We start from the raw sequence: 24,042 nt of genomic DNA on the forward strand, positions 1-24,042 counted from the left end.
CCTGCGGGCGTCAGCCGAAGACGGGACCCGTGTACTTCTCGCCGGGACCCTGACCGGGCTCGTCCGGCACCAGGGACGCCTCGCGGAACGCCAGCTGCAGCGACTTCAGGCCGTCCCGCAGCGGCGCCGCGTGGAAGGAGCTGATCTCCGTCGCGCTCGCGTCCATCAGACCGGCGAGCGCCTGGATCAGCTTGCGGGCCTCGTCCAGGTCCTTGTGGGCCTCGCCCTCCTCGGCGAGGCCCAGGTTCACCGCCGCCGCGCTCATCAGGTGCACCGCGACCGTCGTGATCACCTCGACCGCGGGAACGTCCGCGATGTCGCGGGTCATGGCGTCGAAGCCGGGGCTCTGGGGTGCGTCGTGGGGGGCGGGGGTCGCCGCGGGACTCGTGTCACTCATGCCCCTCACCCTAGAGCCGCGTCCCGGCGGTTAGCCCCACCCCCCGGGACCTGCTAACCTTGTGTAACGACCGGCTGGACACCCGCGTGCCAACGCAAGCGTCCGGCCCACAAGTGGAGGCTCCGATCTCCCACCTGGCCGCTCCATGGAGCGGCGGGTCACCGGTCAGGCGGACACCGCGCAGCGCGTGATGCACCGCCCGATGCGCCCCGTGATCACCACGGAGGTGCTCCGGTATTCGTTGGAGCCCCTTCTGTGATCAGTCGGGGCATTTTTTGTGTTCCGGCGCGGTTGGTCGAGAAAACAGACGTAACGCGGCTGTCCGCCAGACGGTCGCGTGGTGCTACCGAGGAGGATCCATCAGCGCCGAGCCCCGCATCAACGACCGGATTCGCGTTCCCGAGGTGCGACTTGTCGGTCCCAGCGGCGAGCAGGTCGGGATTGTCCCGCTTGCCAAGGCCCTGGAGCTTGCGCAGGAGTACGACCTGGACCTGGTCGAGGTCGCGGCGAACGCCCGTCCGCCCGTGTGCAAGCTCATGGACTACGGGAAGTTCAAGTACGAGTCGGCCATGAAGGCCCGTGAGGCGCGCAAGAACCAGGCGCACACGGTCATCAAGGAGATGAAGCTCCGGCCGAAGATCGACCCGCACGACTACGACACCAAGAAGGGTCACGTCGTCCGGTTCCTCAAGCAGGGCGACAAGGTCAAGATCACGATCATGTTCCGTGGTCGCGAGCAGTCCCGTCCGGAGCTCGGCTTCCGGCTGCTGCAGCGGCTCGCGGAGGACGTCCAGGAGCTCGGGTTCATCGAGTCGAACCCGAAGCAGGACGGCCGAAACATGATCATGGTCCTCGGTCCGCACAAGAAGAAGACCGAGGCGATGGCCGAGGCCCGTGAGGCCCAGGCGGCTCGCAAGGCGGACGCGAAGGCCAACCCCGGCAAGTCGCAGAACGCCGCCGAGGAGGAGCTTTCCGAAGCCCCCGCCGAGGCCCCGGCCGAGGCTCCCGCCGAGGCCTGATCCCCGGACGCGAGTCCAGGGATCGCCAATCGAACACATGACGCTCCGGGATGCCCGGTCTCACGACCGGGCATCGGAGTGCCACTGACGAGGAGAGAACGGCGCTATGCCGAAGAACAAGACGCACAGCGGTGCCAAGAAGCGCTTCAAGGTCACCGGCTCCGGCAAGGTGCTCCGCGAGCGCGCCGGCAAGCGCCACCTGCTCGAGCACAAGTCGTCCCGCCTGACGCGCCGCCTCAGCGGCAACGCCGAGATGGCCCCGGGTGACACCGCCAAGATCAAGAAGATGCTGGGCATCTGATCGATCTCGCGCCTCCGGCGACGGGGGCTTCCGGCAAGGACCGGGACCAATTCGTTTCCGGGCCGTGTGACGACCACCACGGCCCCGCTACAAGGAGTTAACAAGTGGCACGCGTCAAGCGGGCAGTCAACGCCCACAAGAAGCGTCGGGCGATCCTCGAAGCGGCCAGCGGCTACCGCGGCCAGCGTTCGCGCCTGTACCGCAAGGCGAAGGAGCAGGTCACCCACTCCCTCGTCTACAACTACAACGACCGCAAGAAGCGCAAGGGCGACTTCCGTCAGCTGTGGATCCAGCGCATCAACGCCGCTGCCCGCGCCAACGGCATCACCTACAACCGCTTCATCCAGGGTCTGAAGGCCGCCAACATCGAGGTGGACCGCAAGATCCTCGCCGAGCTGGCCGTGAACGACGCCAACGCGTTCGCCGCGCTGGTCGAGGTCGCGCAGAAGGCCCTGCCGTCCGACGTCAACGCCCCCAAGGCCGCGTGACGTTGCACTGAGCTTGAGCCGTGAGTGGACCCGCAGGCCGTGTGCCTGCGGGTCCACTCATGTTCGGTTCGAGGTTGGTCCGGCACCGCCGAAGAGCGATCATGTGGCTGAGCGCCGTCGCGGCGGACAAGAACTTCAGCACCCTCCGGCCCCTACGTACACCTGAAAGCGACCCGATGGCACACGGTCCCGAACTGATCTCCCCGCGGTCCCCGCGCGTCAGCGCCGCGCGGCGGCTCGCCAAGCGGAACTTCCGCGGCAAGGAACGGCTGTTCCTCGCCGAGGGGCCGCAGGCCGTACGGGAGGCCGCCGGGCACCGCGGGAACGGGCGGGCCACGCTCGTGGAGCTGTTCGCGACCGTCGAGGCCGCCGAGCGGTACGCGGACATCGTCGGCGCCGCCCGGGACGCCGGGGCGAACGTGCACCTGGCCGACGAGAGCGTCATCGCCGACATCTCCACCACCGTCACCCCGCAGGGCCTGGTCGGGGTGTGCCGGTTCCTCGACGTGCCCCTCGCGGAGATCCTCGCCGGGCGGCCCAAGCTCGTCGCCGTGCTCGCCCACGTCCGCGACCCCGGCAACGCCGGGACCGTGCTGCGCTGCGCCGACGCCGCGGGCGCCGAGGCCGTGATCCTCACCGACGCCTCCGTCGACCTCTACAACCCCAAGGCCGTGCGCGCCTCGGTCGGCTCGCACTTCCATCTGCCGGTGGCCGTGGGCGTGCCCGTCGAGGAGGCCGTACGCGGCCTGAAGGGCGCGGGCGTACGCGTGCTCGCCGCCGACGGGGCCGGGGCCGACGACCTGGACGCCGAGCTGGACCAGGGCACCATGGGCACCGAGACCGCGTGGATCTTCGGCAACGAGGCCTGGGGTCTGCCGGAGGAGACCCGCGCACTCGCCGACGCGGTGGTGCGCGTTCCGATCCACGGAAGCGCCGAGAGCTTGAACCTCGCGACGGCGGCAGCCGTATGCCTCTATGCGTCCGCCCGTGCACAGCGTGCCGCCGGAGGGTGCCGCTCCGTCACCCCCGGCTAGTAGTGTGTCGGGCTCACAGGCCCATTGCGCCGGTTCCGAGAGGCGGGGATACGGGGAATGACTGTCGGCACGAGCAGACCACCGGGAGTGCGGGACATCCTGTGCCCTCCCGCGGGCCAGTCGGGCCAGGCGGCGCCGGGCCCCGGCGAGCTCGGCATCGACCCGGACGACCTGCCCGACGGCCTTGTCGTCGCCGACGAGACGGGGCGCGTGATCTGCTTCAACGCCGCAGCGGCCCGCATCACCGCCGTCCGCGCCGGCGACGCCATGGGCGCCCCCATCGAGCGCGCCCTGCCCCTGGAGGACCTCGAAGGGCGCCGCTGGTGGCAGCTCACCGACCCCTACGGCGGCCTCGCCACGCGGGTCGCCCAGCCCGAGCGGAACCTGCTGCTCCCCGGCGGCCGTGAAGTCCTCGTGTCCGCGCGGTACGTACGGACGCGTCCCACCGGACCGCTGCGCCGCCTCGTCGTCACCCTGCGCGACACCGAGGCCCGCCGCCGCACCGAGCGCAGCCACGCCGAGCTGATCGCCACCGTCGCCCACGAACTGCGCTCCCCGCTGACGTCCGTCAAGGGCTTCACGGCGACGCTGCTCGCCAAGTGGGAGCGGTTCACCGACGACCAGAAGAAGCTGATGCTGGAGACGGTCGACGCCGACGCCAACCGCGTCACACGGCTGATCGCCGAACTGCTCGACATCTCCCGGATCGACTCCGGGCGCCTCGAACTGCGGCGCCAGCCCGTCGACATCGGCGCGGCCGTCGGGCGGCACATCCAGGCCCACGTCGCCGCCGGGCAGGAGGCGGACCGCTTCCTGGTGCGCATACAGCAACCGCTGCCCGACCTCTGGGCCGATCCGGACAAGATCGATCAGGTACTGAGCAACCTGCTGGAAAATGCGGTGCGGCACGGTGAGGGAACGGTCACCATTGATGTGGCGCCCTCGCCCTCCCTGCGGGTGCGGGGGGCAGCCGACACCGCGGTCACCGTCAGCGACGAGGGCTCCGGCATTCCGGAGGAGTCCATGGGCCGCGTCTTCACCCGCTTCTGGCGGGGCAGCAAACGCGGCGGGACGGGACTGGGGTTGTACATCGTGAAGGGCATCGTCGAAGCGCACGGCGGCACGATCACCGTGGGCCGCGCGGTCGGCGGCGGCGCCCGGTTCCGATTTACGTTGCCCGTGGGGGCCCCGGCGTATCTCCAGTGATCATCGCCGCTGCCGCCCGCGGGCGCATGCGTTCACCGCACCCCCGTTAGACTCGGTCGTTGGCACCTTTGTGTCCCCACTCTCGGGACGATCTCAGGACCAGTCGTCTCCGACCAGTCGACCGAGTCGACCCACTCGACGGGGACCATCCGCCAGCCAACGGAAGCACGGGAAGAGATGTCGGCACCGAACAAGTCGTACGACCCTGTCGAGGTCGAGGCACTGAAACCTGAAGAGATCGAGCGCATGCGGGACGAGGCGCTCGCCGCCTTCGCGGCCGCCGCCGACCTCGACCAGCTGCAGGAGGCGAAGACCGCCCACACCGGCGGCACCTCGCCGCTGGCGCTCGCCAACCGCGAGATCGGCGCGCTGCCCCCGCAGGCCAAGGCCGACGCGGGCAAGCGCGTGGGCATGGCCCGCGGCGCCGTGAACAAGGCGCTCGCCGCCCGCCAGACCGAGCTCGAGGCCGAGCGCGACGCGCGCGTCCTGGTCGAGGAGGCCGTGGACGTCTCGCTGCCCCACGACCGCGTACCCGCCGGTGCCAGGCACCCGCTGACCACGCTGTCGGAGCGCATCGAGGACATCTTCGTGGCCATGGGCTACGCGGTCGCCGAGGGCCCCGAGGTCGAGTCCGAGTGGTTCAACTTCGACGCCCTGAACATCGGCCCCGACCACCCGGCCCGCGGCGAGCAGGACACCTTCTTCGTCGACGCCGCCTCCCTGGGGGCCCCCGGCGACGCCCAGGCCGGCGACGACGCGTCCGGTGTCGTCCTGCGCACCCACACCTCGCCCGTGCAGATCCGCTCGCTCATCGACCGCGAGCCCCCGGTGTACGTGATCTGCCCCGGCCGGGTGTACCGCACCGACGAGCTGGACGCCACCCACACCCCCGTCTTCCACCAGGTCGAGCTGCTCGCCGTGGACGAGGGCCTGACCATGGCCGACCTCAAGGGCACCCTGGACCACATGGTGCAGGCGCTCTTCGGCGGCGAGGGCATGAAGACGCGGCTCAGGCCGAACTTCTTCCCGTTCACCGAGCCGTCCGCCGAGATGGACATGGTCTGCTACGTGTGCCGGGGCGAGTCCGTGGGCAACCCCGACAAGCCCTGCCGCACCTGCTCCTCCGAGGGCTGGATCGAGCTCGGCGGCTGCGGCATGGTCAACCCCAAGGTGCTCGCCGCCTGTGGCGTGGACCCCGAGAAGTACAGCGGGTTCGCCTTCGGGTTCGGCATCGAGCGGATGCTGATGTTCCGCCACCACGTAGAAGACATGCGAGACATGGTCGAGGGTGACGTGCGCTTCACCCGGCCGTTCGGGATGGAGATCTGATGCGGGTCCCGCTTTCCTGGCTGCGGGAGTATGTCGATCTCCCCGCCACCGAGACCGGCCGCGAGGTGCAGGCCAAGCTGATCGCCGCCGGACTCGAGGTCGAGTCCGTCGAGCAGCTCGGCGCGGGCCTCAAGGGCCCCCTCGTCGTCGGCAAGGTCCTCACCATCGAGGAGCTCGAGGGCTTCAAGAAGCCCATCCGCTTCTGCACCGTCGACGTCGGCACCGCCAACGGCACCGGCGAGCCGCAGGAGATCGTCTGCGGCGCCCGGAACTTCGCCGTCGGTGACAAGGTCGTCGTGGTCCTGCCCGGCGCCGTCCTGCCCGGCGACTTCGCGATCTCCGCGCGGAAGACGTACGGCAAGACCTCGCACGGCATGATCTGCTCCGGTGACGAGCTGGGCATGGGCGACGACGGCAGCGGCGGAATCATCGTGCTCCCGCCCGAGCACGAGGTCGGCACCGACGCCATCGAGCTGCTCGAACTCGTCGACGAGGTCCTGGACATCGCCGTCACGCCCGACCGCGGCTACTGCCTGTCGATGCGCGGTGTCGCCCGCGAGACCGCCACCGCCTACGGCCTGCCGCTGCGCGACCCGGCGCTCCTCGACGTCCCGGCGCCGAACTCCTTCGGCTACCCGGTGCGCGTCAGCGACCCGGCCGGCTGCGACCGCTTCACCGCGCGCACCGTCACCGGCCTGCGCCCCGACGCCCGCTCGCCGATCTGGCTGCGCCGCCGTCTGCAGAAGGCGGGCATGCGCCCGATCTCGCTGGCCGTCGACGTCACCAACTACGTGATGCTGGAGCTCGGCCAGCCCCTGCACGCCTACGACCGCTCGCGCGTCGAGGGCACCATCGGCGTGCGCCGGGCCGAGCAGGGCGAGAAGCTCACCACCCTCGACGGCGCCAAGCGCGTGCTCGACGCCGAGGACCTGGTGATCACCGACGACCGCGGCGCCATCGGCCTCGCGGGCGTCATGGGCGGCGCCAACACCGAGATCGCCGACACCGTCGTGGCCGCGCCCGCATCCTTCGCCGACTCCGGCGAGGCGCAGGGCACCACCGACGTCGTCATCGAGGCCGCGCACTTCGACGCGGTCTCCGTGGCCCGCACCGCGCGCCGCCACAAGCTGTCCTCCGAGGCGGCCAAGCGCTTCGAGCGCGGCGTCGACCCGCAGGCCGCGTCCGCCGCCGCGCAGCGCACCGTCGACCTCCTCGTGCTGCTCGCGGGCGGCACCGCCGAGGCCGGCGTCACGGAGGTCATCGCGCCCTCCGCGCCGCACACGATCACCATGCGGGCCGACCACCCGGACCGCGTTGCCGGTGTGGCCTACGGCCGCGAGACCGTCGTGCGCCGCCTCCAGGAGGTCGGCTGCGACGTGTACGGCCAGGACTCCCTGACCGTCACCGTGCCGTCCTGGCGGCCCGACCTCGTCGAGATCAACGACCTCGCCGAGGAGGTCATCCGGCTCGAGGGGTACGAGAACCTGCCCTCGACGCTGCCCCGGCCGCCCGCCGGACGCGGCCTGACCGAGCGGCAGCGGCTGCACCGCCGGGTGGGCCGCGCGCTCGCCGGGGACGGCTTCGTCGAGGCGCCGAACTACCCGTTCGTCGGCGAGCAGGTCTTCGACCAGCTCGGCCTCGACAAGGATGACCCGAACCGCCGCGTGGTCAAGCTCGTCAACCCGCTGTCCGACGAGGAGCCCGCGCTCCGTACGACGCTGCTTCCGGGCCTGCTGGCCACGCTGCGCCGCAACGACGGGCGCGGCAGCCACGACCTGGCGCTGTTCGAGACCGGCCTGGTCTTCCACCCCCGTGAGACCTCCGACGGCGACGAGGCCGCGCTCCCGGCCCGGCTGCCCGTCGACCGCCGTCCCACGGACGAGGAGATCGCGGCGCAGAACCGGGCGCTGCCCGACCAGCCCCGGCACGTCGCGGCCGTCCTCGCGGGCGCCCGGGAGCAGGCCGGCTGGTGGGGCAAGGGCCGTCCGGCCGACTGGGCGGATGCCGTCGAGGCGGCGCGCTCCGTGGCCCGCGAGGCCGGGGTCGAACTCATCGTCCAGCAGGGCCAGTACGGCCCCTGGCACCCGGGCCGCTGCGCCGAGCTGAACGTGTTCATCGAGTACGCCGACGGCGCGGCCGAGGACGGCACCGAGGGCGAGATCGTCGCCGTCGGACACGCCGGTGAGCTGCACCCGCGCGTCATCAAGGCGCTCGGCCTGCCCGCCCGCAGCTGCGCGATGGAGCTGAACCTGGACGTGCTCGCCAAGGCCGGCGAGGGCACCCTCCAGGCGCCGGGCATCTCCGCGTTCCCGGTGGCCACGCAGGACGTCGCGCTCGTCGTGGACGCCGACGTGCCCGCGGCCGTCGTCGAGGCCTTCCTGCGCGACGGCGCCGGTGAACTCCTCGAGGACATCCGCCTGTTCGACGTGTTCACCGGCGAGCAGGTCGGCGCGGGCAAGAAGTCGCTCGCGTACGCGCTGCGCTTCCGCGCCGCCGACCGCACGCTGACCGTCGACGAGGCCACCGCCGCGCGCGACGCGGCCGTGGCACGCGCGGCCGAGGTGACCGGCGCGGTGCTGCGCGGGGCGTAATCCCCGCGGGCCCCGGCGCCTCGGCGGCGGGGCCGAACGGCGGCGCGAAGGCATCGCCGGTGCGCGAAGGCGCAGTTGAGGGGCGTATCCGTGGACACGGATGCGCCCCTCACTCGTTAGGGTGACAACTTCCGGTGATCTGACCCGATCCGCCCATGCGGTCGACAGAATCAGTTCGGCCGTAGGGGCCGGTCCCGCACACGGCCCGCACGCTGGACTGGGCCTTAGGGGGCCGTCGGCATGATCCGGATCAAGCCTCGCGCGCCCCGTGGCAGCGCCGGGGCCCACCGCACGGCGAGACTTCGGGCACGAACTCCCCAGGGAGAGGGCCCCGGAGCCACCGCGTCGTTCGAGCGACCCCGCACCCGTCGGCTGCGCCGCGCGCTCGCGCTCGGCCTGCCCACGGTCTGGGGCGCCGTCGCCGTCACGTACAAACTGACCTGTCCGCTCGCCCAACAGCACAGCCTGAGCGCGCGGATCGTCACCAGCGCCGTCTTCTTCGCCGTCGGCACCGGCCTGGTCCTCCAGGTGCGCCACGCGCTGCTGCGCGAGCTGCGCCAGCTCAGGGAGGTCGCGGGCGCCGCGCAGAACGTCCTGCTCCGGCCGCTGCCGCCGCGCGTCGACGGATTCGCGCTCGCCGCCGGACGGCTCTCGGCCACACACGGCGCCTCCGTCGGCGGGGACCTGTACGAGGTCGCGGCCACCGACCACGGCGTGCGCCTGGTGATGGGGGACGTCCGGGGCCACGGCCTCGCCGCGATCGGCACCGCCGCCGCGGTCCTCGGCAGCTTCCGCGAGGCCGCCCACGAGGAGCCCGAACTGCCGCTGGTCCTGCGCCGCCTGGAGCGCGCGCTCGCCCGGCACCTGCGGGAGCGCTCCCGCGCCGAGCACCCCGCGAGCGGCGCCGCCCCGCCGGAGAGCCCGCTCGCCGAGGAGTTCGTGACCGTGCTGCTGGTGGAGATCGGCCCGGACGGCGACGTCATGGCGCTCAACTGCGGCCATCCGTGGCCCTATCGGCTGCGCGGCGGCGCCGAGCCGATGCCGGGCGGCGACCCGCTGCCGCCGCTCGGGCCCTTCCCGCTCCCGGCCGAACTGCCGCCCGCGCACCTCGGACGGCTGTTGCCCGGCGACGCCCTCGCGCTGTACACCGACGGCATGGAGGACGCCCGTGACAACGCGGGCCGGTTCTTCCCGCTGCGGTCCGTGCTCAGCGAGGCCGCAAGGACCCCGCCCGTCTCACCCCAGCGCGTCATCCACACCGTGTACGGCGAACTCCTGCGCCACATCGGCCGGCTGACGTCCGACGACGCCGCGCTCCTGGTCTTGCGCAACGACCGCTCGCGGGTGCCGTCACAGGCGACCGAGACCGGACGGCGCGCCCGCACCATGAGCTGAACACCGCCCGGCCCGATGCGGCCTGCGCCGTCCGGGCCGTCGCGGAACTGCCGGGCAGACGACGGCCGATCGGACGGCGCCACAGAGGGGCCGCCGCACTGTATGAGGGGGAGCCGGCGGCCCGGCCGCCTCCTGGTGAGGGCTCTCAGTCAACCGACCACGCGCCCGGCGCGGCAGAGCGCGCGCTCCCCGGATGCGGGCACTCCGTTCACACCCCGTGTGAAGACAGCTCCACTAGGCTTGACAGCACCGAGCCTCCGGAGGGCATCCATGCAGCCCAACACCCTGCTCGACGCGATCCTCGACGAAGCGGGCATCTCGCACGCGGGCCTCGCCGCCCATGTGAACCAGGCGGGAAAGGCCAGAGGTCTCTCGCTGAGATACGAACACACCGCCGTGGCCCGCTGGTTGAAGGGCCAGCGCCCCCGAGGCCAGGTGCCCGACCTGATCTGCGAAGTCCTCGCGGCCCGCCTGCAACGCACGGTCGCGCTCGACGACATCGGCCTCGGCGTGCCCGGGATCCCGGCCGCCCGGCAGGGCTCGATGGCCTCCACGCTCTCTGGGTTCGTCGAGCGCGCCACCGCGCTGTGGCGCTCGGACGAACAGCAGCGCCCGCATCTGCTCGGCGCCCCCGCCGTCACCGGCACGCCCGCCGTGATGCCCGTCTGGGAGTGGGAGAACCCGCCCGAGGACGTGGACGTCTCCCGCGGCGGCCGCCACCCGGTCAGCATGGCGGAGGTGGAGATGATGCGCGCGGCCCGCACGCACTACGAGCAGATGTACCGCAAGACGGGCGGCGTCGCGATGCGCACCCGCATAGTCGGATTCCTCAACGCCGAGGCGGCACCGCTGCTCCGGGGCAGCTACACCGACGCGATGGGCCGTCAGCTGCACCGCGCGACCGGCGGCCTGGTGGCCATCGCGGGCATCTGCGCGTACGACTCGGACGCGCACGGCCTGGCCCAGCGCTACTTCCACCAGGCGCTGCGCCTGGCGAAGGCCAGCGGGGACCGGGGACTCGGCGCGTACGTCATCGCGCTGCTCGTCAACCAGTCGCTGTTCATGCGGGAGTACCGCCAGGCGGTCGCCTTCGCGGAGGCCGCGCTGCGCGCCGCGGGCCGCGACATCACCCCGGCGCTCGCGTCCGACCTGTACGCGATGCAGGCCAAGGCGTACGCCCACCTGGGCGACGGCAGCAGCGCGCTGTCCTGCATCCGGCGTGCCGAGGCCGCGGCCGACCGGATCCGGCGGGGGCGCGAGCCGGACGAGACGGGCTATGTCCAACCCGGCCTGGTGAACGTACAGGTGGCGGAGGCGCTGCTCAGCCTCGGGGATCTGACCGGAGCGCACGAGCACGCCGCGGCGGCGGTGGACACCCCGGCGCACGACCGGGGCCGGGTGCACCGGCTCGCCATGCTGAGCCAGATCGAACTGCGCCAGGGCAACACCGACGAGGCGGTGGCCACGGCGGTGGAAATGGCCGAACAGGCGCGCGGGATGGAGTCCCAGCGGCTGCGCGACCGGCTGCGGGCGGTGCGTGAGCACCTGGTGCGCAGCGACTGCGCGGGCACGGCCGAGGCCGCCGAACTCATCGACGGCGCACTGCGGGTCCCGCTGTAGGAACGCGGCGCGGCGACGCGCGACCTCTGTGCCGCCGCGGGGAGCGGGGGCGAAGGCACCCGTGACACGTGCTACTTCGCTCTGCCGTGCGCGGAGTGCTCTGGACACCCTCCTGCTGCGATATTGCCATCTACTCGGCGGAAGGTGGCAGAACCGTGCAGTGGACGAAACAGAGCGAACAAACTGTGTATGGAAACCGATGGTTCACCGTCAATCTCGCAGATGTCGAGCTACCTGACGGGCGGCACCTCGATCACTTCCTGATACGCCTGCGGCCCGTCGCGATCGCCACGGTCGTCAACGAGGCCAACGAGGTGCTGCTCCTGTGGCGGCACCGTTTCATCACCGACAGCTGGGGCTGGGAGCTGGCCGCCGGTGTCGTCGAGGACGGCGAGGACATCGCCTACGCGGCGGCCCGCGAGATGGAGGAGGAGACCGGCTGGCGGCCGGGACCCTTGCGGCACCTGATGAGCGTGGAGCCGTCCAACGGTCTCACCGACGCCCGGCACCACATCTACTGGTCGGACGAGGGGACCTACATCGGCCACCCCGTGGACGACTTCGAGTCGGACCGCCGTGAGTGGGTCCCGCTGAAGCTCGTCCCCGACATGGTGGCGCGGGGCGAGGTCCCGGCCGCCAACATGGCGGCGGCACTCCTCATGCTGCACCATCTGCGTCTTGGCCAGGACGCGCGCTAGCCGGCCTGTCAGGCCTCTGTTGCCCTTGGGCTAGCGCCCGAGGGCCTGCCAGACCGCCACCACGAGTGCCCCGATGGACGTGAGGGCGGCTAGGGCAGGCAGTGGCCACCGGTTGTGCTCGAGGGCCGTGATCCGGAGGGACAGGTCGTCCTGGTCCTTGGTGTGCTGTGTGTCGCTCTGGGTGAGTAACGCGAGCCGTCCGTCGACGCGGGCTAGGCCCACGTCCAGGCTGCGACGTAACTCTGCGAGTTCTTCCGGGACCACGGGACGCTCGGGGTCGGTGGTCACGAGTCCGCTCCTTTCGGTAGTCGTCACATCCCCCCTGTGCGCACGGAAAGTCAACTCGCCTGGTGGTCGGGGCGGGAGAGTGTGCGAAGGGCATATGCGAGCCCCCCGCGCACACGGCGTGTGAACGGCGCGGACCCGGCGCTCGAAGAGCGCCGGGTCCGTGAACTGGCCGAAAATTGACTCGAGTTCAGGTACGGAGAGTAGTCGCTCCCGGCTCGCCAGCGGCGAAGCGGAAGGCGATCACGGGTACCTGGACGCGGGTCGTGCGGAGGTGGCGTGAATCAGGCGTCGACATACCCGAGTCAGGCGTACGTGTAGAAGCCCGAGCCCGTCTTGCGGCCGAGGCGGCCCGCGTCGACCATGCGCTGGAGCAGCGGGGGAGCGGCGTACAGCGGCTCCTTGTACTCCTCGTACATGCTGTCCGCCACCGAGGCCACGGTGTCCAGACCGATCAGGTCGGACAGCTTCAGCGGCCCCATCGGGTGGGCGCAGCCCATCTCCATGCCGTTGTCGATGTCCTCGCGCGAGGCGATGCCCGACTCGAACATCCGGATCGCGGAGAGCAGATACGGAATGAGCAGCGCGTTCACCACGAAGCCCGAGCGGTCCTGGGCCCGGATCGCGTGCTTGCCGAGCACCTTCTCCACCAGGGTCTGCGCCCGGCTGATCGTGCCCTCCGACGTGGTCAGCGCCGGGATCAGCTCGACGAGCTGCTGCACGGGGGCCGGGTTGAAGAAGTGGATGCCGATGACCTGGTCCGGGCGGGAGGTCGCCACGGCCAGCTTCACCAGCGGGATGGAGGAGGTGTTGGAGGCGAGGATCGCGTCCTGCCGTGTCACCACCTGGTCGAGGACCTGGAAGATCTCGGTCTTGACCTGCTCGTTCTCCACGACCGCCTCGATGACGAGGTCACGGTCGGCGAACTCGCCCAGGTCGGTGGTGAAGCTGAGGCGGGCGATGGCCTCGTCCCGCTCCGCCTCGGAGATCTTGCCGCGCTCGGCCGCCTTGGACAGGGAGTTGTGCAGCCGGGTGCGGCCGATCTCCAGGGCCTCGCCGGTGGTCTCCGCGACCTTCACATCCAGGCCGGAGCGGGCGCAGACCTCCGCGATACCCGCGCCCATCTGGCCACAGCCCACCACTCCGACGCGCGCAATGTCGGCCATAGAGTCGGTCACCTCGTGCCTTTCGCTGATCAACGGACTGGCAGGGTCCCCCGTACGAGTCGGTGCCTGCCTCGCCGGTGAACGTTACTCCGCAACCTCCGGTGCGATCAGGGCCGGGTCGGGCATGCTGTCCCCGAACGACCAGCGGTTGTCGGTGGAATCCGGACTCGAGGGGCGGCTTCATGAGGCACTTGTCACATCAGGGGTCACGTCAGGGGTCACGTCGGATGTCGCGGCGGGCGTTCACGATGGCGGCGGCCTCGGTGGCCGCGGGGCTCGCGATGGCGGGGGACGCGGCGGCGCTGCCGTCGGCCGGGCGCCGGGGGCGCGAGATGCGCGGCATGTGGGTGGCGACGGTCGTGAACATCGACTGGCCCTCCAAGCCGGGCCTGTCCGCCAAGGACCAGCGCGCCGAACTGATCGCCTATCTCGACGAGGCGGTCCGCAGACGGCTGAACGCGGTGGTCCTCCAGGTGCGCCCGACGGCCGACGCGTTCTGGCCCTCGCGGTACGAGCCGTGGTCGGAGTGGCTCACCGGCACCCAGGGCAAGGACCCGGGCTGGGACCCGCTGGGCACCGCCGTGCGCGAGGCGCACCGCAGGGGCCTTGAGCTGCACGCCTGGTTCAACCCGTTCCGGATCGCCATGCACACCGACCCCACCCGCCTCGTCCCCACCCATCCGGCGCGACTGCACCCCGAGTGGGTCGTGCCGTACGGCGGGAAGCTCTACTACAACCCCGGCCTGCCCGAGGTGCGCCGGTTCATGCAGGACGCGATGCTCGACGCCGTCCGCCGCTACCGCCTGGACGCGGTGCACTGGGACGACTACTTCTACCCCTATCCCGTCGCGGGCCAGACCTTCGACGACGACGACGCGTTCGCGCGGTACGGCGGCGGCTTCCCCGACCGGGCCTCGTGGCGGCGCGACAACATCGACCGCCTGGTGCGGGAGATGGGCCGCCGGATCCACCGGATCCGCCCCGGTACCCAGTTCGGGATCAGCCCCTTCGGGGTGTGGCGCAACATCGCGACCGACCCGACGGGCTCGGACACGCGCGCGGGCGTGCAGACCTACGACGACCTGTACGCGGACACCCGCGGCTGGGTGCGCAAGGGCTGGATCGACTACATCTGCCCGCAGCTGTACTGGAACATCGGCCTGGCCGCCGCCGACTACGCGAAGCTGGTGCCCTGGTGGGACGAGGTGGCGCGCGGCACCGGCGTGCGCCTCTATGTGGGGGAGGCCCTGTACAAGGCGGGCGATCCGGCGCAGCCCGCCCCGTGGCAGGACCCGGCCGAGCTGTCCCGGCACCTCACGTACGCGAAGGACTTCCCACGGGTGCGCGGGCACGTCTTCTACTCCGCCAAGCACGTCGTCGCCGACCGGATCGGCGCGATGCAGCGCGTCGTCGACGACCACTACACGTACCGCGCCGGCGGCTGAGCGGCGCGTCGGCCCCGGGCCGGAGCGGTGGACCCGGGCCTTGCCGGCCCGGGTCCTCGGCTCACTCGTCGTCTGCGGCGAAGGGGCGCACGACGGTGTCGGGGCCCGGCGACATGAGGGTCTCGTGCCCGTCCTCGAACCGCACGCGGTAGGGCGGGCCGCCGTTCTCGCCGAGGATCTCGATGACCTCCGCCGTCCGGTCCTGCTGTCCGACGATCCTGCCGTGGATCAGCAGCCGGTCGCCCACGGATGCATGCATGGGGAGTGCCCTCCTCGTCCCGATCACAGTGGTGGCGGTGCGTGGCCGTCAGTGTACGACCGGTGGTGGCCGCCTGGCCCTACCCGCGTGCCCGTTGGGTGACGGCGATGCAGACGAGGACGGCCAGGGCGGTCAGCGGCGCCGCCGGGGTCAGGTGCTCGCCGAGCAGGAAGAACGACCACACGAGGGTGAGCAGCGGCTGGGCCAGTTGGAGCTGGCTGGCCTTGGGGACGCCGATGGCGGCCATGCCCCGGTACCAGACGAGCAGGCCGAGGAACTGGGAGCCGATCGCGAGGTAGAGCAGGCCCGCCGTGCTGTGCCAGGTGAGCTGGAACGGCTCGTGGCGCAGCGCGATCACCGCCCAGACGACGTTCAGCGGCAGGCACAGGACGAGCGCCCAGCCGATGACCTGCCAGCCCGGCATGTGGCGGGCTAGGCGGCCGCCCTCGGTGTACCCGGCGGCGCACACGAGGAGCGCGCCGAACAGGTACAGGTCGGCGGTCGACAGGGCGCCACCGCTCTGCTGCACCGTGAACGCGGCGACCGCGAGCGCCCCGGCGACCGCCGCCGCCCAGAAGGTGCGCGAGGGCCGCGTTCCGGTGCGCAGCGCGGACAGGGCGGCGGTGGTGAGCGGGAGCAGTCCGACGACGACCGCCGCGTGCGCGGTGCTCGACGTCTGCAGCGCCAGGGACGTCAGGAGGGGGAAGCCGACCACGACGCCGCCGCCGACGACCGCGAGTCCGGCCCAGTGCGCCCTGGCCGGCAGCGGCACTCGCAGGGCGAGGAGGCAGCCGCCCGCGACGACGGCGCTGAGCGCGCAGCGCAGGGCCACCAGGCTCCAGGGCCCGATGCCCTCCAGGCCCCAGGCGGTGGCGGGGAACGTGAGGGAGAAGGCGATGACGCCGAGGGCGGCCTGGATCGTGCCCGCGCGGCGGCGGTCGGGTGCGGGTCCCGCGGCCGCGGCGGCCGTGGTGGCGTCGGTCGGTGTGCGGGGCGCGACCGCCTCTTCGGGCCCGTCGCCGGAGGTGTCCCGCGTATCGACCGCTATCCGTCCCGGGGCAGTAGCGCTATCCTGTGCTCTCATGCATGAGCGTAGCAGTGTGGGTGAGTTGGCGCAGAAGCTGCGGGGAGAGCTGAACCGCTACTCTCCAGGTGAGAAGCTGCCGTCGAGTCGGGCGCTGGTCGAACGGTTCCGGGTGAGCCCGGTGACCGTTTCACGGGCCCTCGGACAGCTCGCCGCGGAGGGGCTCGTCGTCACCCGGCCCGGCGCCGGGGCGTTCCGGGCCGAGCCGCCCCGCGCGAGCGAGACCGTCGCCGGTGACACCTCCTGGCAGGAGGTGACGCTCAGCGCGGACGCCATGACCGACGTCGTGCCGCGGTCCGTCGACGCCTCCGGTGTCCTCGCCACGCTCGCCGCACCCCCGCCCGGCGTCGTCGAGTTCAACAGCGGCTATCTGCACCCGACGCTCCAGCCCGAGCGGGCCATGGCCGCCGCGCTCGCCCGGGCGGGCCGCCGCCCCGGCGCCTGGGACCGGCCCCCGGTCGAGGGACTGCCCGAGCTGCGCGAGTGGTTCGCGCGCGGCATCGGCGGCGCGATCACGGCCGCGGAGGTCCTGATCACCTCCGGCGGCCAGAGCGCCCTGACGACGGCCCTGCGCGCGCTCGCCCCGCCCGGCGCGCCCGTCCTGCTCGAATCGCCCACCTACCCGGGCCTGCTCGCCATCGCGCGGGCCGCCGGACTGCGCCCGGTCCCGGTGCCCGTGGACACCGACGGCGTGCGCCCGGAGCTGCTCGCTGCCGCGTTCCGGGCCACCGGGGCGCGGGTGTTCGTGTGCCAGCCGCTGTTCCAGAACCCCACCGGCGCCGTGCTGTCCGCCGCGCGCCGCCCGGAGGTCCTTCGGATCGCGCGGGAGGCGGGCGCGTTCGTCGTGGAGGACGACTTCGTACGCCGTCTGGTGCACGAGGACGCGGGACCGCTGCCCCGGCCCCTCGCGTCCGACGACCGGGACGGCGTGGTCGTGCACGTCTGCTCGCTCACCAAGGCGACCTCGCCGAGTTTCCGCGTGAGCGCGCTCGCCGCGCGCGGGCCCGTCCTGGAACGGCTGCGCGCCATCCAGGTCGTCGACCACTTCTTCGTGCCCCGCCCCCTCCAGGAGGCCGCGCTCGAACTCGTCGGGTCACCGGCCTGGCCGCGCCATCTGCGCACGGTGGCGGTCGAGTTGAAGACCCGCAGGGACGCGATGACGGCGGCGCTGCGGCTGCGCCTGCCCGAGGTCGCGCTGCCGCACATCCCGGTCGGCGGCTACCACCTGTGGCTGCGGCTGCCCGACGGCACCGACGAACTCGCGTTCGCGGCGGCGGGGTTGCGGGCCGGGGTCGCGGTCGCGCCCGGCAGGCCCTACTTCGCGGCGGAGCCGCCCGCCGCCCACATCCGGCTGAGCTTCGCGGCGCTCGCGGGTGTGGGAGAGATCACGGAGGGGGTCCGCAGACTGCGCCAGGCGTGCGACGAGGTGCTGGTGTGACGGGGGCAGCCCGCTGAGAAGGCCACGGGCGGGTTGCGAACGAGAGGGGCGAGAAGAGGGCGACACGTGGGGGAGCGGCGAACGAGCAGGGAAAACGCTCGACGCGAGCCGTCGTCCCTGCGAGTCTCACGTCATGACCGACGAGTACGTTGCCCCTGACGGAAGCGAGCACGCCCTCCCCGACGGGTATCAGCTGTCCACCGACCCCGCCCGCCTCGACCTCGTCCGCATCCACGCGTGGCTCTCCACGGACGCCTACTGGTGCATCGGCAGACCCCGCGCCAAGCAGGACGCCGCCATCGCCGGATCGCTCAACTTCGGCGTGTACGAGGAGGCCTCGGGCAGACAGGTCGCCTACGCGCGTGTGGTGACCGACCACGCGACGTTCGCCTACCTCTGCGACGTGTACGTGGACCGCTCGGTGCGCGGCAAAGGCATCGGCGTCGCGCTCGCCGCCGGGGTCCGCGACCACCTCGCCCCGTACGGGATGCGCAGGATCCTGCTCGCGACCGGCGACGCGCACGGGGTGTACGAGAAGGTGGGGTTCACGGCGATCGACAACCCCCGGCAGTGGATGGTGCTGGGCGAGCAGTGACGGCGCCGCGTGTCGTGGCGGAGTCCCGTCGCGGGCCCGCCGCCCCCTCTTGACCGCGAGCACCACGCGCCCCACGATCACCGCATGCACGTTGGCGTGACGCTCATAGCGGCCGCGCGCGGCGCCGCACTGCTGGCCGAGCGGTTCGACGACGACCGGCCCCTCGACGAGGCGGGCTGGCGCGAGGTGCGGCGCGCCGCGCCCGCGCTGCTCCCGCTGGGCGTGGCCGAGCTGCGCTACTGCTCGCCGACCCCGCGCAGCCGCGCCACCGGCGACGCCCTGGGGTTCGCGCCGCTCGCCCAACCCGCCCTGAGCGACTGCGACATGGGGCGCTGGCGCGGGTACACGCTGGCCGAGGTGACCGCGGCGGAGCCCGGCGGGGTCGACGCCTGGCTGCGCGATCCGCGGTCGGCGCCGCACGGCGGCGAGTCCCTGCTCGCGTTCATCACGCGGGTCGGCGGCTGGCTCGACACCCGGCCCGTCGGGGACGGCGCCCGCGTCGTCGCGGTGGCCGAGCCCGCGGTGGTGCGGGCTGCGCTCGTGTACGCCCTGAAGGCGCCCCCGTCGACGTACTGGAACGTCGACGTCGGCCCGCTGTCGACGGTCGGCCTCGCCGGGGACGGGCGCCGCTGGAGCCTGCGGATCGGGGCGCCGGTGTAGTCGAGGTCGGCGCGGCCGCGCTCAGGGCAGCCGGGTGTAGTCCGTCGTCAGGAGCAGGTCCTTGGAGGGGCCCGCCACCCGCCACCGGGTCCGCCAGCGCGACGCGTCGTACACCTCGAACTCGCCCCGGTACAGGTCCGCCGCGCACGGGTGGTCGGCGGTGTGCCGGCCGGAGCGCAGGTCCAGGTCGTGGAAGAAGCGGCCGTCGGCGAAGTGGACGACGGCGGTGCCCGCGGGGGTGCCCGGCAGGAAGCGGAGCGTGCGCTCGGCGGGGCGGGCGACGCCGTGCCAGGTGAAGGTGCCGGACTCGTGGTGGAGCAGGCCCGCGGCCCCGGGCTCCACGTCCGTGAGCGGTGTGAACAGGGTGGTGCCCTCGAACCGGCCCGCCACCGCCTCCCCGTCCGCTCCCGCACCGCCTGCCGCTCCCGTCGCGGCCTGCGCGAAGTCCCGCACCGTCCGCTCGACCCGCCAGGCCCCGGCCAGATACGCGAGGGCGTCCGGCACCGCGTGCACGGGAGCCTGCGCGGTGCCGGTGTGCTCGGTGTCCGCCGCGTATGCCATGGACGCCGTGGGTGCGTCGGGCCGGGAGGCGGGGCCGGGGGCAGGAGGCATGCCCGCAGGCTACCCCGGTCTACTTGTCGACGATCGACAGGCTGTTCTCGTCGTAGCGGGTCCCGGCGACGCGGTCCGCCGGGGCCGCCGCCTCGATCGCGGCCAGCTCGTCGGCGGACAGTTCGAGGGTGGTGGCGGCCACGTTCTCCTCCAGGTACTTCTGGCGGCGCGTGCCCGGGATCGGCACCACGTCGTCGCCGCGGTGCTGCACCCAGGCGAGCGCGAGCTGCCCTGCCGTGACTCCGCGCCGGGCCGCGAGGTCGTTCAGGGCGTCGACGATCGCGAGGTTGCGCTTCAGGTTGCCGTCGGCGAACCGCGGCTGGGTGCGCCGCATGTCGCCCTCCTCCAGGCTGTCGACGGAGGTCAGGCGACCGGTCAGGAAGCCACGGCCGAGCGGCGAGAACGGCACGACGCCGATGCCGAGCTCCCGGCAGACCGGCGCGATCTCGTCCTGGAGGTCCCGGGTCCACAGCGACCACTCGCTCTGCAGTGCCGCGATGGGGTGCACGGCGTGGGCGCGCCGGATCGTGCGCGCGCTCGCCTCCGAGAGACCGAGGTGGCGTACCTTCCCGGCGGCGACGAGCTCGGCCATCGCGCCGACGGTCTCCTCGATCGGCACGTCCGGGGCGACGCGGTGCACGTAGTAGAGGTCGATGTGGTCGACGCCGAGGCGGCGCAGGGAGGCGTCGCAGGCCTCGCGTACGTACGCGGCGTCGCCCCGGATCCGCGTGGGCTCGCCGAGGCGGTTGGCGAAGCCGAACTTCGTGGCGAGGACGGCCTGTTCGCGCCGGTGGCCCGCGAGGGCGCGGCCGAGCAGCTCCTCGTTGTGCCCGTTGCCGTAGTAGTCGGAGGTGTCGAGCAGGGTGACGCCGAGGTCGAGCGCGCGGTGGACGGTGGCGATCGACGTGGCGTCGTCCGAGGTGCCGTAGGCATCGCTCATCCCCATACAGCCGAGTCCCTGGGCGGAGACCGTGAGGGCGCCGAGCCTGCGGGTGGGCATGCCGGTCATGTCGTACCTCCTGGTGGAGCGGTGTGCTTGGGCGTGACCCTAGGAGTTGGAGTGCGCTTCAGCGCAAACAGATTTCGGGGGGTGGTGGCGGGCGTACGGGGGCTGTCCCCAGGGGCCGGGCTGCGGCTCGCCGGATGGTCGTCCGCGGCGCGGGTTCGTAGCGTCGTGAGCGGACCGCCTCCGGACCGCCGCCGACCGGCCGACCGGACCGCGAGCACCGCCCGCACGCCCCCGAGGAGCACGATGCGCGCCAGAACCACGACCACCGCCGGGCTCGGCCTCGCCGCTGTCCTTACAGGTGTCCTGCCCGCGCAGGCCCTGGCGGAGCGTCCCCCGCAACCGGCCCCCGCCGGTCGCGCCGCGTCGACCGGACCATCGGCGCCGTCGGAGGCAGGCCCCGCAGGAGCCGCCGCACTCCCCAAGTACCGCGACCAGCACCTGACGTGGGGACCCTGCCCCGCCTCCCAGAAAGAGCTGAACGCCGCGGGCGCGCGCTGCGCCGACGTCACCGTCCCGCTCGACCACGCCGACCCCGGCGGCCGCACCCTCACCGTCGCCGTGTCCCGGATCAAGGCGACCGCGCCCCGGTCCGAGCGCCGCGGTGTCCTCCTCTCCAACCCCGGCGGACCCGGCGGCACCGGACTCGCGTACACCCTCGCGCTGCGCCCCGCCCTCAAGGACGTCGCGGGCCGCTACGACCTGATCGGCTTCGACCCGCGCTTCCTCGGCGAGAGCAGCCCGATCACCTGCGACCCCGCCCGCACACCCGCCCCGCCCGCGACGACGAGCCCGCGCGCAGACTTCGACGCGGCGGTGCGCGCCGCCCGCCAGGACGCGCGCCGCTGCCACGCGCGCGGCGACAACGCCGCCCTCCTGCCGCACGCCTCGTCGCGCGACGTGGCCCGCGACATGGACGTGATCCGGGCGGCCCTCGGACAGCGCACCCTCTCGTACTACGGCGTGTCCTACGGCGCCGACCTGGGCGCCACGTACGCGCAGCTGTTCCCGGGCCGCGTCGACCGGTTCGTCGTCGACTCCGTCACCGACCCGGCCGCGACGCAGTACGAGCAGTTCCAGCGGTCGGGGGCGCCCGCCGAGCGGGCCCTGGACGAGTGGGCCGCCTGGACGGCGCGGCACCACACGACGTACCGGCTCGGCCGCACCGCCGACCGTGTGCGCGCACACGTCGAAGAGGTCCTCGCCCACGCCGAGCGGCGGCCGCTCCCCGTGGCCGGGCAGCGCCTGACCGCGCCGCTGCTGCGGATGATCCTCAAGCAGCCGCTGACGCAGGCGGAGAACGACGCGACGGTGGCCTCCCTGGTACGCGACCTCGTCGCCGCCGACCGCGGCGAACTGACCGAACCGGGACCCGAACTCGCCGCGATGCTGAAGATGCTGAACTCGCCCGAGGCCGCGGACAGCATGCTCGGCGGCATGTTCTTCATGTGCGGCGACGGCGGCTGGCCCGCCGGGGGCTGGCCGATGGCCACGGAGACGTACTGGCGCAACAGCGTGCGCAGCCGTGCCACCGAGCCCGTCTTCGGCCCGTTCGTGAACGGGATCACGGCACCGTGCCCGTTCTTCGCGGAGCCGCCGCGCGAGCCCGCCGTGACCGTCGACAACGACGTGCCCGTCCTGATGCTCCAGGCCAGGCGCGACCACACGCGCTTCGCGGACGCGCTCGCCATGCACCGCGCGCTGCGCGGCTCCCGCCTGGTGGCCACCGACATCCGCGGCCACGGCGTGTATGGCCGCGAGGTCGACGGGCTGACCCCCGTGCCGTGCGCCGACCGCGCCGTCAACGACTACCTCGGGGGCGGCGAGCTGCCGGACCGCGACCGGGAGTGCCCGGCTCCGCGCGTCGGCTGACCCGCGGGGTTCACGCGAAGGCGTCGAGCCCGGTGAGTTCCGCGGACAGCTCCCACAGCCTGGCCGCAGCGGCCGGGTCCACCGCCCAGGGCTTGACGCCGCCGATCAGCATGTCGTCGCTCGTGGCGGGCCCCGCGATGTCGCAGTCCTGGCAGTAGGCGCCGCCATGGCCCTCAAGGAGCGGGGACGTGGCCGCCCACACGGCCGTCGCCGCGCCCTGCGCCGGGGACTTGAAGCCGTCGGCGGGCCTGCCGTCGCGGTCCATCCAGCCCTGCGCGATCTGCTCCTCGCGCGGGACGTGGCGCTGGAGCGGGGTGAGGATGCTGCCCGGGTGCACGGCGAAGGCGCGCGGGCCCCGGTCACCGGCGAGGGCGTCCAGGCGCCGGGCGAACAGGGCGTTCGCCGTCTTGGACTGGGCGTAGGCGAGCCACGGGTCGTAGGGGGAGTCGCGGAAGTGCGGGTCGTCCCAGCGGATGTCGGAGAGGAAGTGGCCGGAGGACGCGACCGAGACGACCCGGGCACGGCCCGGCGTGAGGGCCGGGAGGAGGCGGTTGACCAGGGCGAAGTGGCCGAGGTGGTTCACCGCGAAGTGGGCCTCCCAGCCGGGGCCGACGCGGGTCTCGGGGCAGGCCATGATGCCCGCGTTCGTGATCAGGACGTCGACGGTGCGGCCGCTCGCGAGGACGCCGTCGGCGAAGGCGCGGACGCTGTCGAGGTCCGCGAGGTCGAGGGCGACGACCTCCGTGCCGGGGGTGTCGCTGAGGGCGGCCGCCGCCTGCCGCGGCCTGCGCGCCGGGACGATCACGTGGGCTCCGGCGCGGGCGAGGGCGTGGGTGGCTTCGAGGCCGAGCCCGGAGTAGCCGCCGGTGATCACGGCGGTCCTGCCGGTCAGGTCGACGCCCCTCAGGACGTCGTCGGCGGTGCTGCGGGCGTCGTGGCCGGAGCCGAGGGGGCGCTGGGCGGTGGTGCTTTTCGTCATGGGCGGGACGCTAGAACCTAGACTGCGATCTAGATCAAGCTCGGTGCGGAAGGAGATGCGCGATCAAGCTCGGTGCGGAAGGGGATGTGCGGGTGGCCGACACGGACGAGGGCAAGCCCACCGGTCCACCTGGCTCCGCGCCCGGCGCAGCGCCCGCCGGGCTCTCCATCGGCGAGGTCGCCGACGCCACCGGCCTCAGCGTCCACGCCCTCCGCTTCTTCGAGCGCGAGGAGCTGTTCCTGCGGCCCGTTCCCCGGACCGCCGGCGGGCGGCGCGTGTACGAGCCCGCCGACGTGGAGTGGCTCGGCCTCTGCAACCGGCTGCGGGAGTCCGGCATGCCGATCGCCGAACTGAAGCGGTTTGCCGGACTTGTCCGCTCGGGCCCGGGGAACGAGGCCGAACGGCTCGCCCTGCTCCAGACCCACGAGCGGGCCGTCCGCGCCCGGATCGCCGAGCTCGGCGCGAGCCTGGAGATCATCCACGGCAAGGTCGTCGCGTACGAGAAGCACGTGCGCGAGGGCACGGCGGCGGGGGTGTGGGCGCCGACGCCGTCCCGGTGACCG

24 protein-coding genes are annotated in these 24,042 nt (G+C 72.8%); 16 read left to right on the forward strand and 8 right to left on the reverse strand.

Annotation, left to right across the window (positions count from 1 at the left end; translation table 11 throughout):
• Positions 1-10 precede the first annotated feature (10 nt).
• Complete coding sequence (locus tag OO63_RS01320) at positions 11-397, reverse strand: DUF1844 domain-containing protein (RefSeq protein ID WP_030356286.1); 387 nt, start codon at positions 395-397, stop codon at positions 11-13.
• Between the two features lie 359 nt (positions 398-756).
• On the opposite strand from OO63_RS01320, the gene infC reads away from it, so the two are divergent.
• The 10 genes from infC to OO63_RS01370 all read left to right on the forward strand — a co-directional run bounded on the left by infC (position 757) and on the right by OO63_RS01370 (position 12,078).
• Positions 757-1,416 carry a translation initiation factor IF-3 gene (gene infC / locus OO63_RS01325; protein ID WP_169786589.1) on the forward strand — a complete coding sequence of 220 codons (660 nt, stop codon included), beginning with the start codon at positions 757-759 and terminating at the stop codon, positions 1,414-1,416.
• Positions 1,417-1,522: 106 nt separating this feature from the next.
• Entirely contained in the window at positions 1,523-1,717 is a 195-nt protein-coding gene (rpmI, locus tag OO63_RS01330; protein ID WP_030356288.1) for a 50S ribosomal protein L35, read from the forward strand.
• Between the two features lie 104 nt (positions 1,718-1,821).
• Entirely contained in the window at positions 1,822-2,205 is a 384-nt protein-coding gene (gene rplT, locus OO63_RS01335; RefSeq protein WP_030356289.1) for a 50S ribosomal protein L20, read from the forward strand.
• A 176-nt stretch (positions 2,206-2,381) separates the two neighbouring features.
• Complete coding sequence (locus tag OO63_RS01340; RefSeq protein ID WP_030356290.1) at positions 2,382-3,239, forward strand: TrmH family RNA methyltransferase; 858 nt, start codon at positions 2,382-2,384, stop codon at positions 3,237-3,239.
• 57 nt (positions 3,240-3,296) lie between these two features.
• Positions 3,297-4,445 carry a sensor histidine kinase gene (locus tag OO63_RS01345; RefSeq protein ID WP_030356291.1) on the forward strand — a complete coding sequence of 383 codons (1,149 nt, stop codon included), beginning with the start codon at positions 3,297-3,299 and terminating at the stop codon, positions 4,443-4,445.
• Between the two features lie 177 nt (positions 4,446-4,622).
• Positions 4,623-5,774 (forward strand): phenylalanine--tRNA ligase subunit alpha, encoded by a 1,152-nt coding sequence (pheS, locus tag OO63_RS01350; RefSeq protein ID WP_030356292.1) that lies wholly within the window; start codon positions 4,623-4,625, stop codon positions 5,772-5,774.
• Positions 5,774-8,365 (forward strand): phenylalanine--tRNA ligase subunit beta, encoded by a 2,592-nt coding sequence (gene pheT, locus OO63_RS01355; RefSeq protein ID WP_030356293.1) that lies wholly within the window; start codon positions 5,774-5,776, stop codon positions 8,363-8,365. Before pheS ends, pheT begins: the two co-directional genes overlap by 1 nt.
• A 240-nt stretch (positions 8,366-8,605) precedes the next feature.
• Positions 8,606-9,760, forward strand: a complete 1,155-nt coding sequence (locus tag OO63_RS01360) for a PP2C family protein-serine/threonine phosphatase (protein ID WP_078618744.1) — start codon at positions 8,606-8,608, stop codon at positions 9,758-9,760.
• Between the two features lie 270 nt (positions 9,761-10,030).
• Positions 10,031-11,380 (forward strand): NsdA family TPR-like regulatory protein, encoded by a 1,350-nt coding sequence (locus OO63_RS01365; RefSeq protein ID WP_030356295.1) that lies wholly within the window; start codon positions 10,031-10,033, stop codon positions 11,378-11,380.
• A gap of 155 nt (positions 11,381-11,535) precedes the next feature.
• On the forward strand, positions 11,536-12,078 hold the full coding sequence (locus tag OO63_RS01370; protein ID WP_030356296.1) for an NUDIX hydrolase: 543 nt from the start codon (positions 11,536-11,538) through the stop codon (positions 12,076-12,078).
• Between the two features lie 30 nt (positions 12,079-12,108).
• Here the strand turns inward: OO63_RS01370 and OO63_RS01375 are convergent, their stop codons facing one another.
• Together OO63_RS01375 and OO63_RS01380 are read right to left on the reverse strand one after the other, a co-directional pair.
• The gene (locus OO63_RS01375) at positions 12,109-12,366 is read right to left on the reverse strand and encodes a hypothetical protein (RefSeq protein ID WP_030356297.1); all 258 of its coding nucleotides are present in this window, start codon (positions 12,364-12,366) and stop codon (positions 12,109-12,111) included.
• Positions 12,367-12,668: 302 nt separating this feature from the next.
• Positions 12,669-13,529: a 3-hydroxybutyryl-CoA dehydrogenase gene (locus tag OO63_RS01380; RefSeq protein WP_030356298.1), complete on the reverse strand. Its 861-nt coding sequence runs from the start codon at positions 13,527-13,529 to the stop codon at positions 12,669-12,671.
• A gap of 281 nt (positions 13,530-13,810) precedes the next feature.
• Between OO63_RS01380 and OO63_RS01385 the strand changes: the two genes are divergently transcribed.
• A complete protein-coding gene (locus OO63_RS01385; protein WP_445954598.1) occupies positions 13,811-14,974 on the forward strand; it encodes a glycoside hydrolase family 10-like protein in 1,164 nt (387 codons plus the stop codon).
• A 61-nt stretch (positions 14,975-15,035) separates the two neighbouring features.
• On the opposite strand, the gene OO63_RS01390 is transcribed toward OO63_RS01385, so the two are convergent.
• Both OO63_RS01390 and OO63_RS01395 read right to left on the reverse strand, forming a co-directional pair.
• Entirely contained in the window at positions 15,036-15,233 is a 198-nt protein-coding gene (locus OO63_RS01390; protein ID WP_030356300.1) for a DUF1918 domain-containing protein, read from the reverse strand.
• 79 nt (positions 15,234-15,312) lie between these two features.
• Positions 15,313-16,317, reverse strand: a complete 1,005-nt coding sequence (locus OO63_RS01395; RefSeq protein WP_030356301.1) for a DMT family transporter — start codon at positions 16,315-16,317, stop codon at positions 15,313-15,315.
• On the opposite strand from OO63_RS01395, the gene OO63_RS01400 reads away from it, so the two are divergent.
• The 3 genes from OO63_RS01400 (at position 16,316) to OO63_RS01410 (ending at position 19,010) form a co-directional block, all read left to right on the forward strand.
• Positions 16,316-17,755: an aminotransferase-like domain-containing protein gene (locus tag OO63_RS01400; protein WP_030356302.1), complete on the forward strand. Its 1,440-nt coding sequence runs from the start codon at positions 16,316-16,318 to the stop codon at positions 17,753-17,755. The two genes, OO63_RS01395 and OO63_RS01400, sit on opposite strands and share 2 nt — an antisense overlap.
• 133 nt (positions 17,756-17,888) lie before the next feature.
• Positions 17,889-18,350 carry a GNAT family N-acetyltransferase gene (locus OO63_RS01405; RefSeq protein ID WP_030356303.1) on the forward strand — a complete coding sequence of 154 codons (462 nt, stop codon included), beginning with the start codon at positions 17,889-17,891 and terminating at the stop codon, positions 18,348-18,350.
• 84 nt (positions 18,351-18,434) lie between these two features.
• The gene (locus tag OO63_RS01410) at positions 18,435-19,010 is read left to right on the forward strand and encodes a histidine phosphatase family protein (RefSeq protein ID WP_030356304.1); all 576 of its coding nucleotides are present in this window, start codon (positions 18,435-18,437) and stop codon (positions 19,008-19,010) included.
• A 21-nt stretch (positions 19,011-19,031) separates the two neighbouring features.
• Here the strand turns inward: OO63_RS01410 and OO63_RS01415 are convergent, their stop codons facing one another.
• Both OO63_RS01415 and OO63_RS01420 read right to left on the reverse strand, forming a co-directional pair.
• Positions 19,032-19,571: a DUF6314 family protein gene (locus OO63_RS01415; protein ID WP_051810403.1), complete on the reverse strand. Its 540-nt coding sequence runs from the start codon at positions 19,569-19,571 to the stop codon at positions 19,032-19,034.
• Between the two features lie 70 nt (positions 19,572-19,641).
• A complete protein-coding gene (locus OO63_RS01420; protein WP_030356306.1) occupies positions 19,642-20,631 on the reverse strand; it encodes an aldo/keto reductase in 990 nt (329 codons plus the stop codon).
• Between the two features lie 243 nt (positions 20,632-20,874).
• Here OO63_RS01420 and OO63_RS01425 point away from each other — a divergent pair, with 243 nt between their 5' ends.
• Entirely contained in the window at positions 20,875-22,500 is a 1,626-nt protein-coding gene (locus OO63_RS01425; protein ID WP_030356307.1) for an alpha/beta fold hydrolase, read from the forward strand.
• Between the two features lie 10 nt (positions 22,501-22,510).
• Here OO63_RS01425 and OO63_RS01430 read toward each other — a convergent pair whose 3' ends face one another.
• Entirely contained in the window at positions 22,511-23,479 is a 969-nt protein-coding gene (locus OO63_RS01430; RefSeq protein WP_030356308.1) for an SDR family NAD(P)-dependent oxidoreductase, read from the reverse strand.
• Between the two features lie 167 nt (positions 23,480-23,646).
• Between OO63_RS01430 and OO63_RS01435 the strand changes: the two genes are divergently transcribed.
• Positions 23,647-24,039 carry a MerR family transcriptional regulator gene (locus tag OO63_RS01435; protein ID WP_030356309.1) on the forward strand — a complete coding sequence of 131 codons (393 nt, stop codon included), beginning with the start codon at positions 23,647-23,649 and terminating at the stop codon, positions 24,037-24,039.
• Positions 24,040-24,042: the final 3 nt, after the last annotated feature.

This window comes from Streptomyces alboflavus (assembly GCF_000716675.1).
GTDB classification, from domain to species: Bacteria; Actinomycetota; Actinomycetes; order Streptomycetales; family Streptomycetaceae; genus Streptomyces; species Streptomyces alboflavus.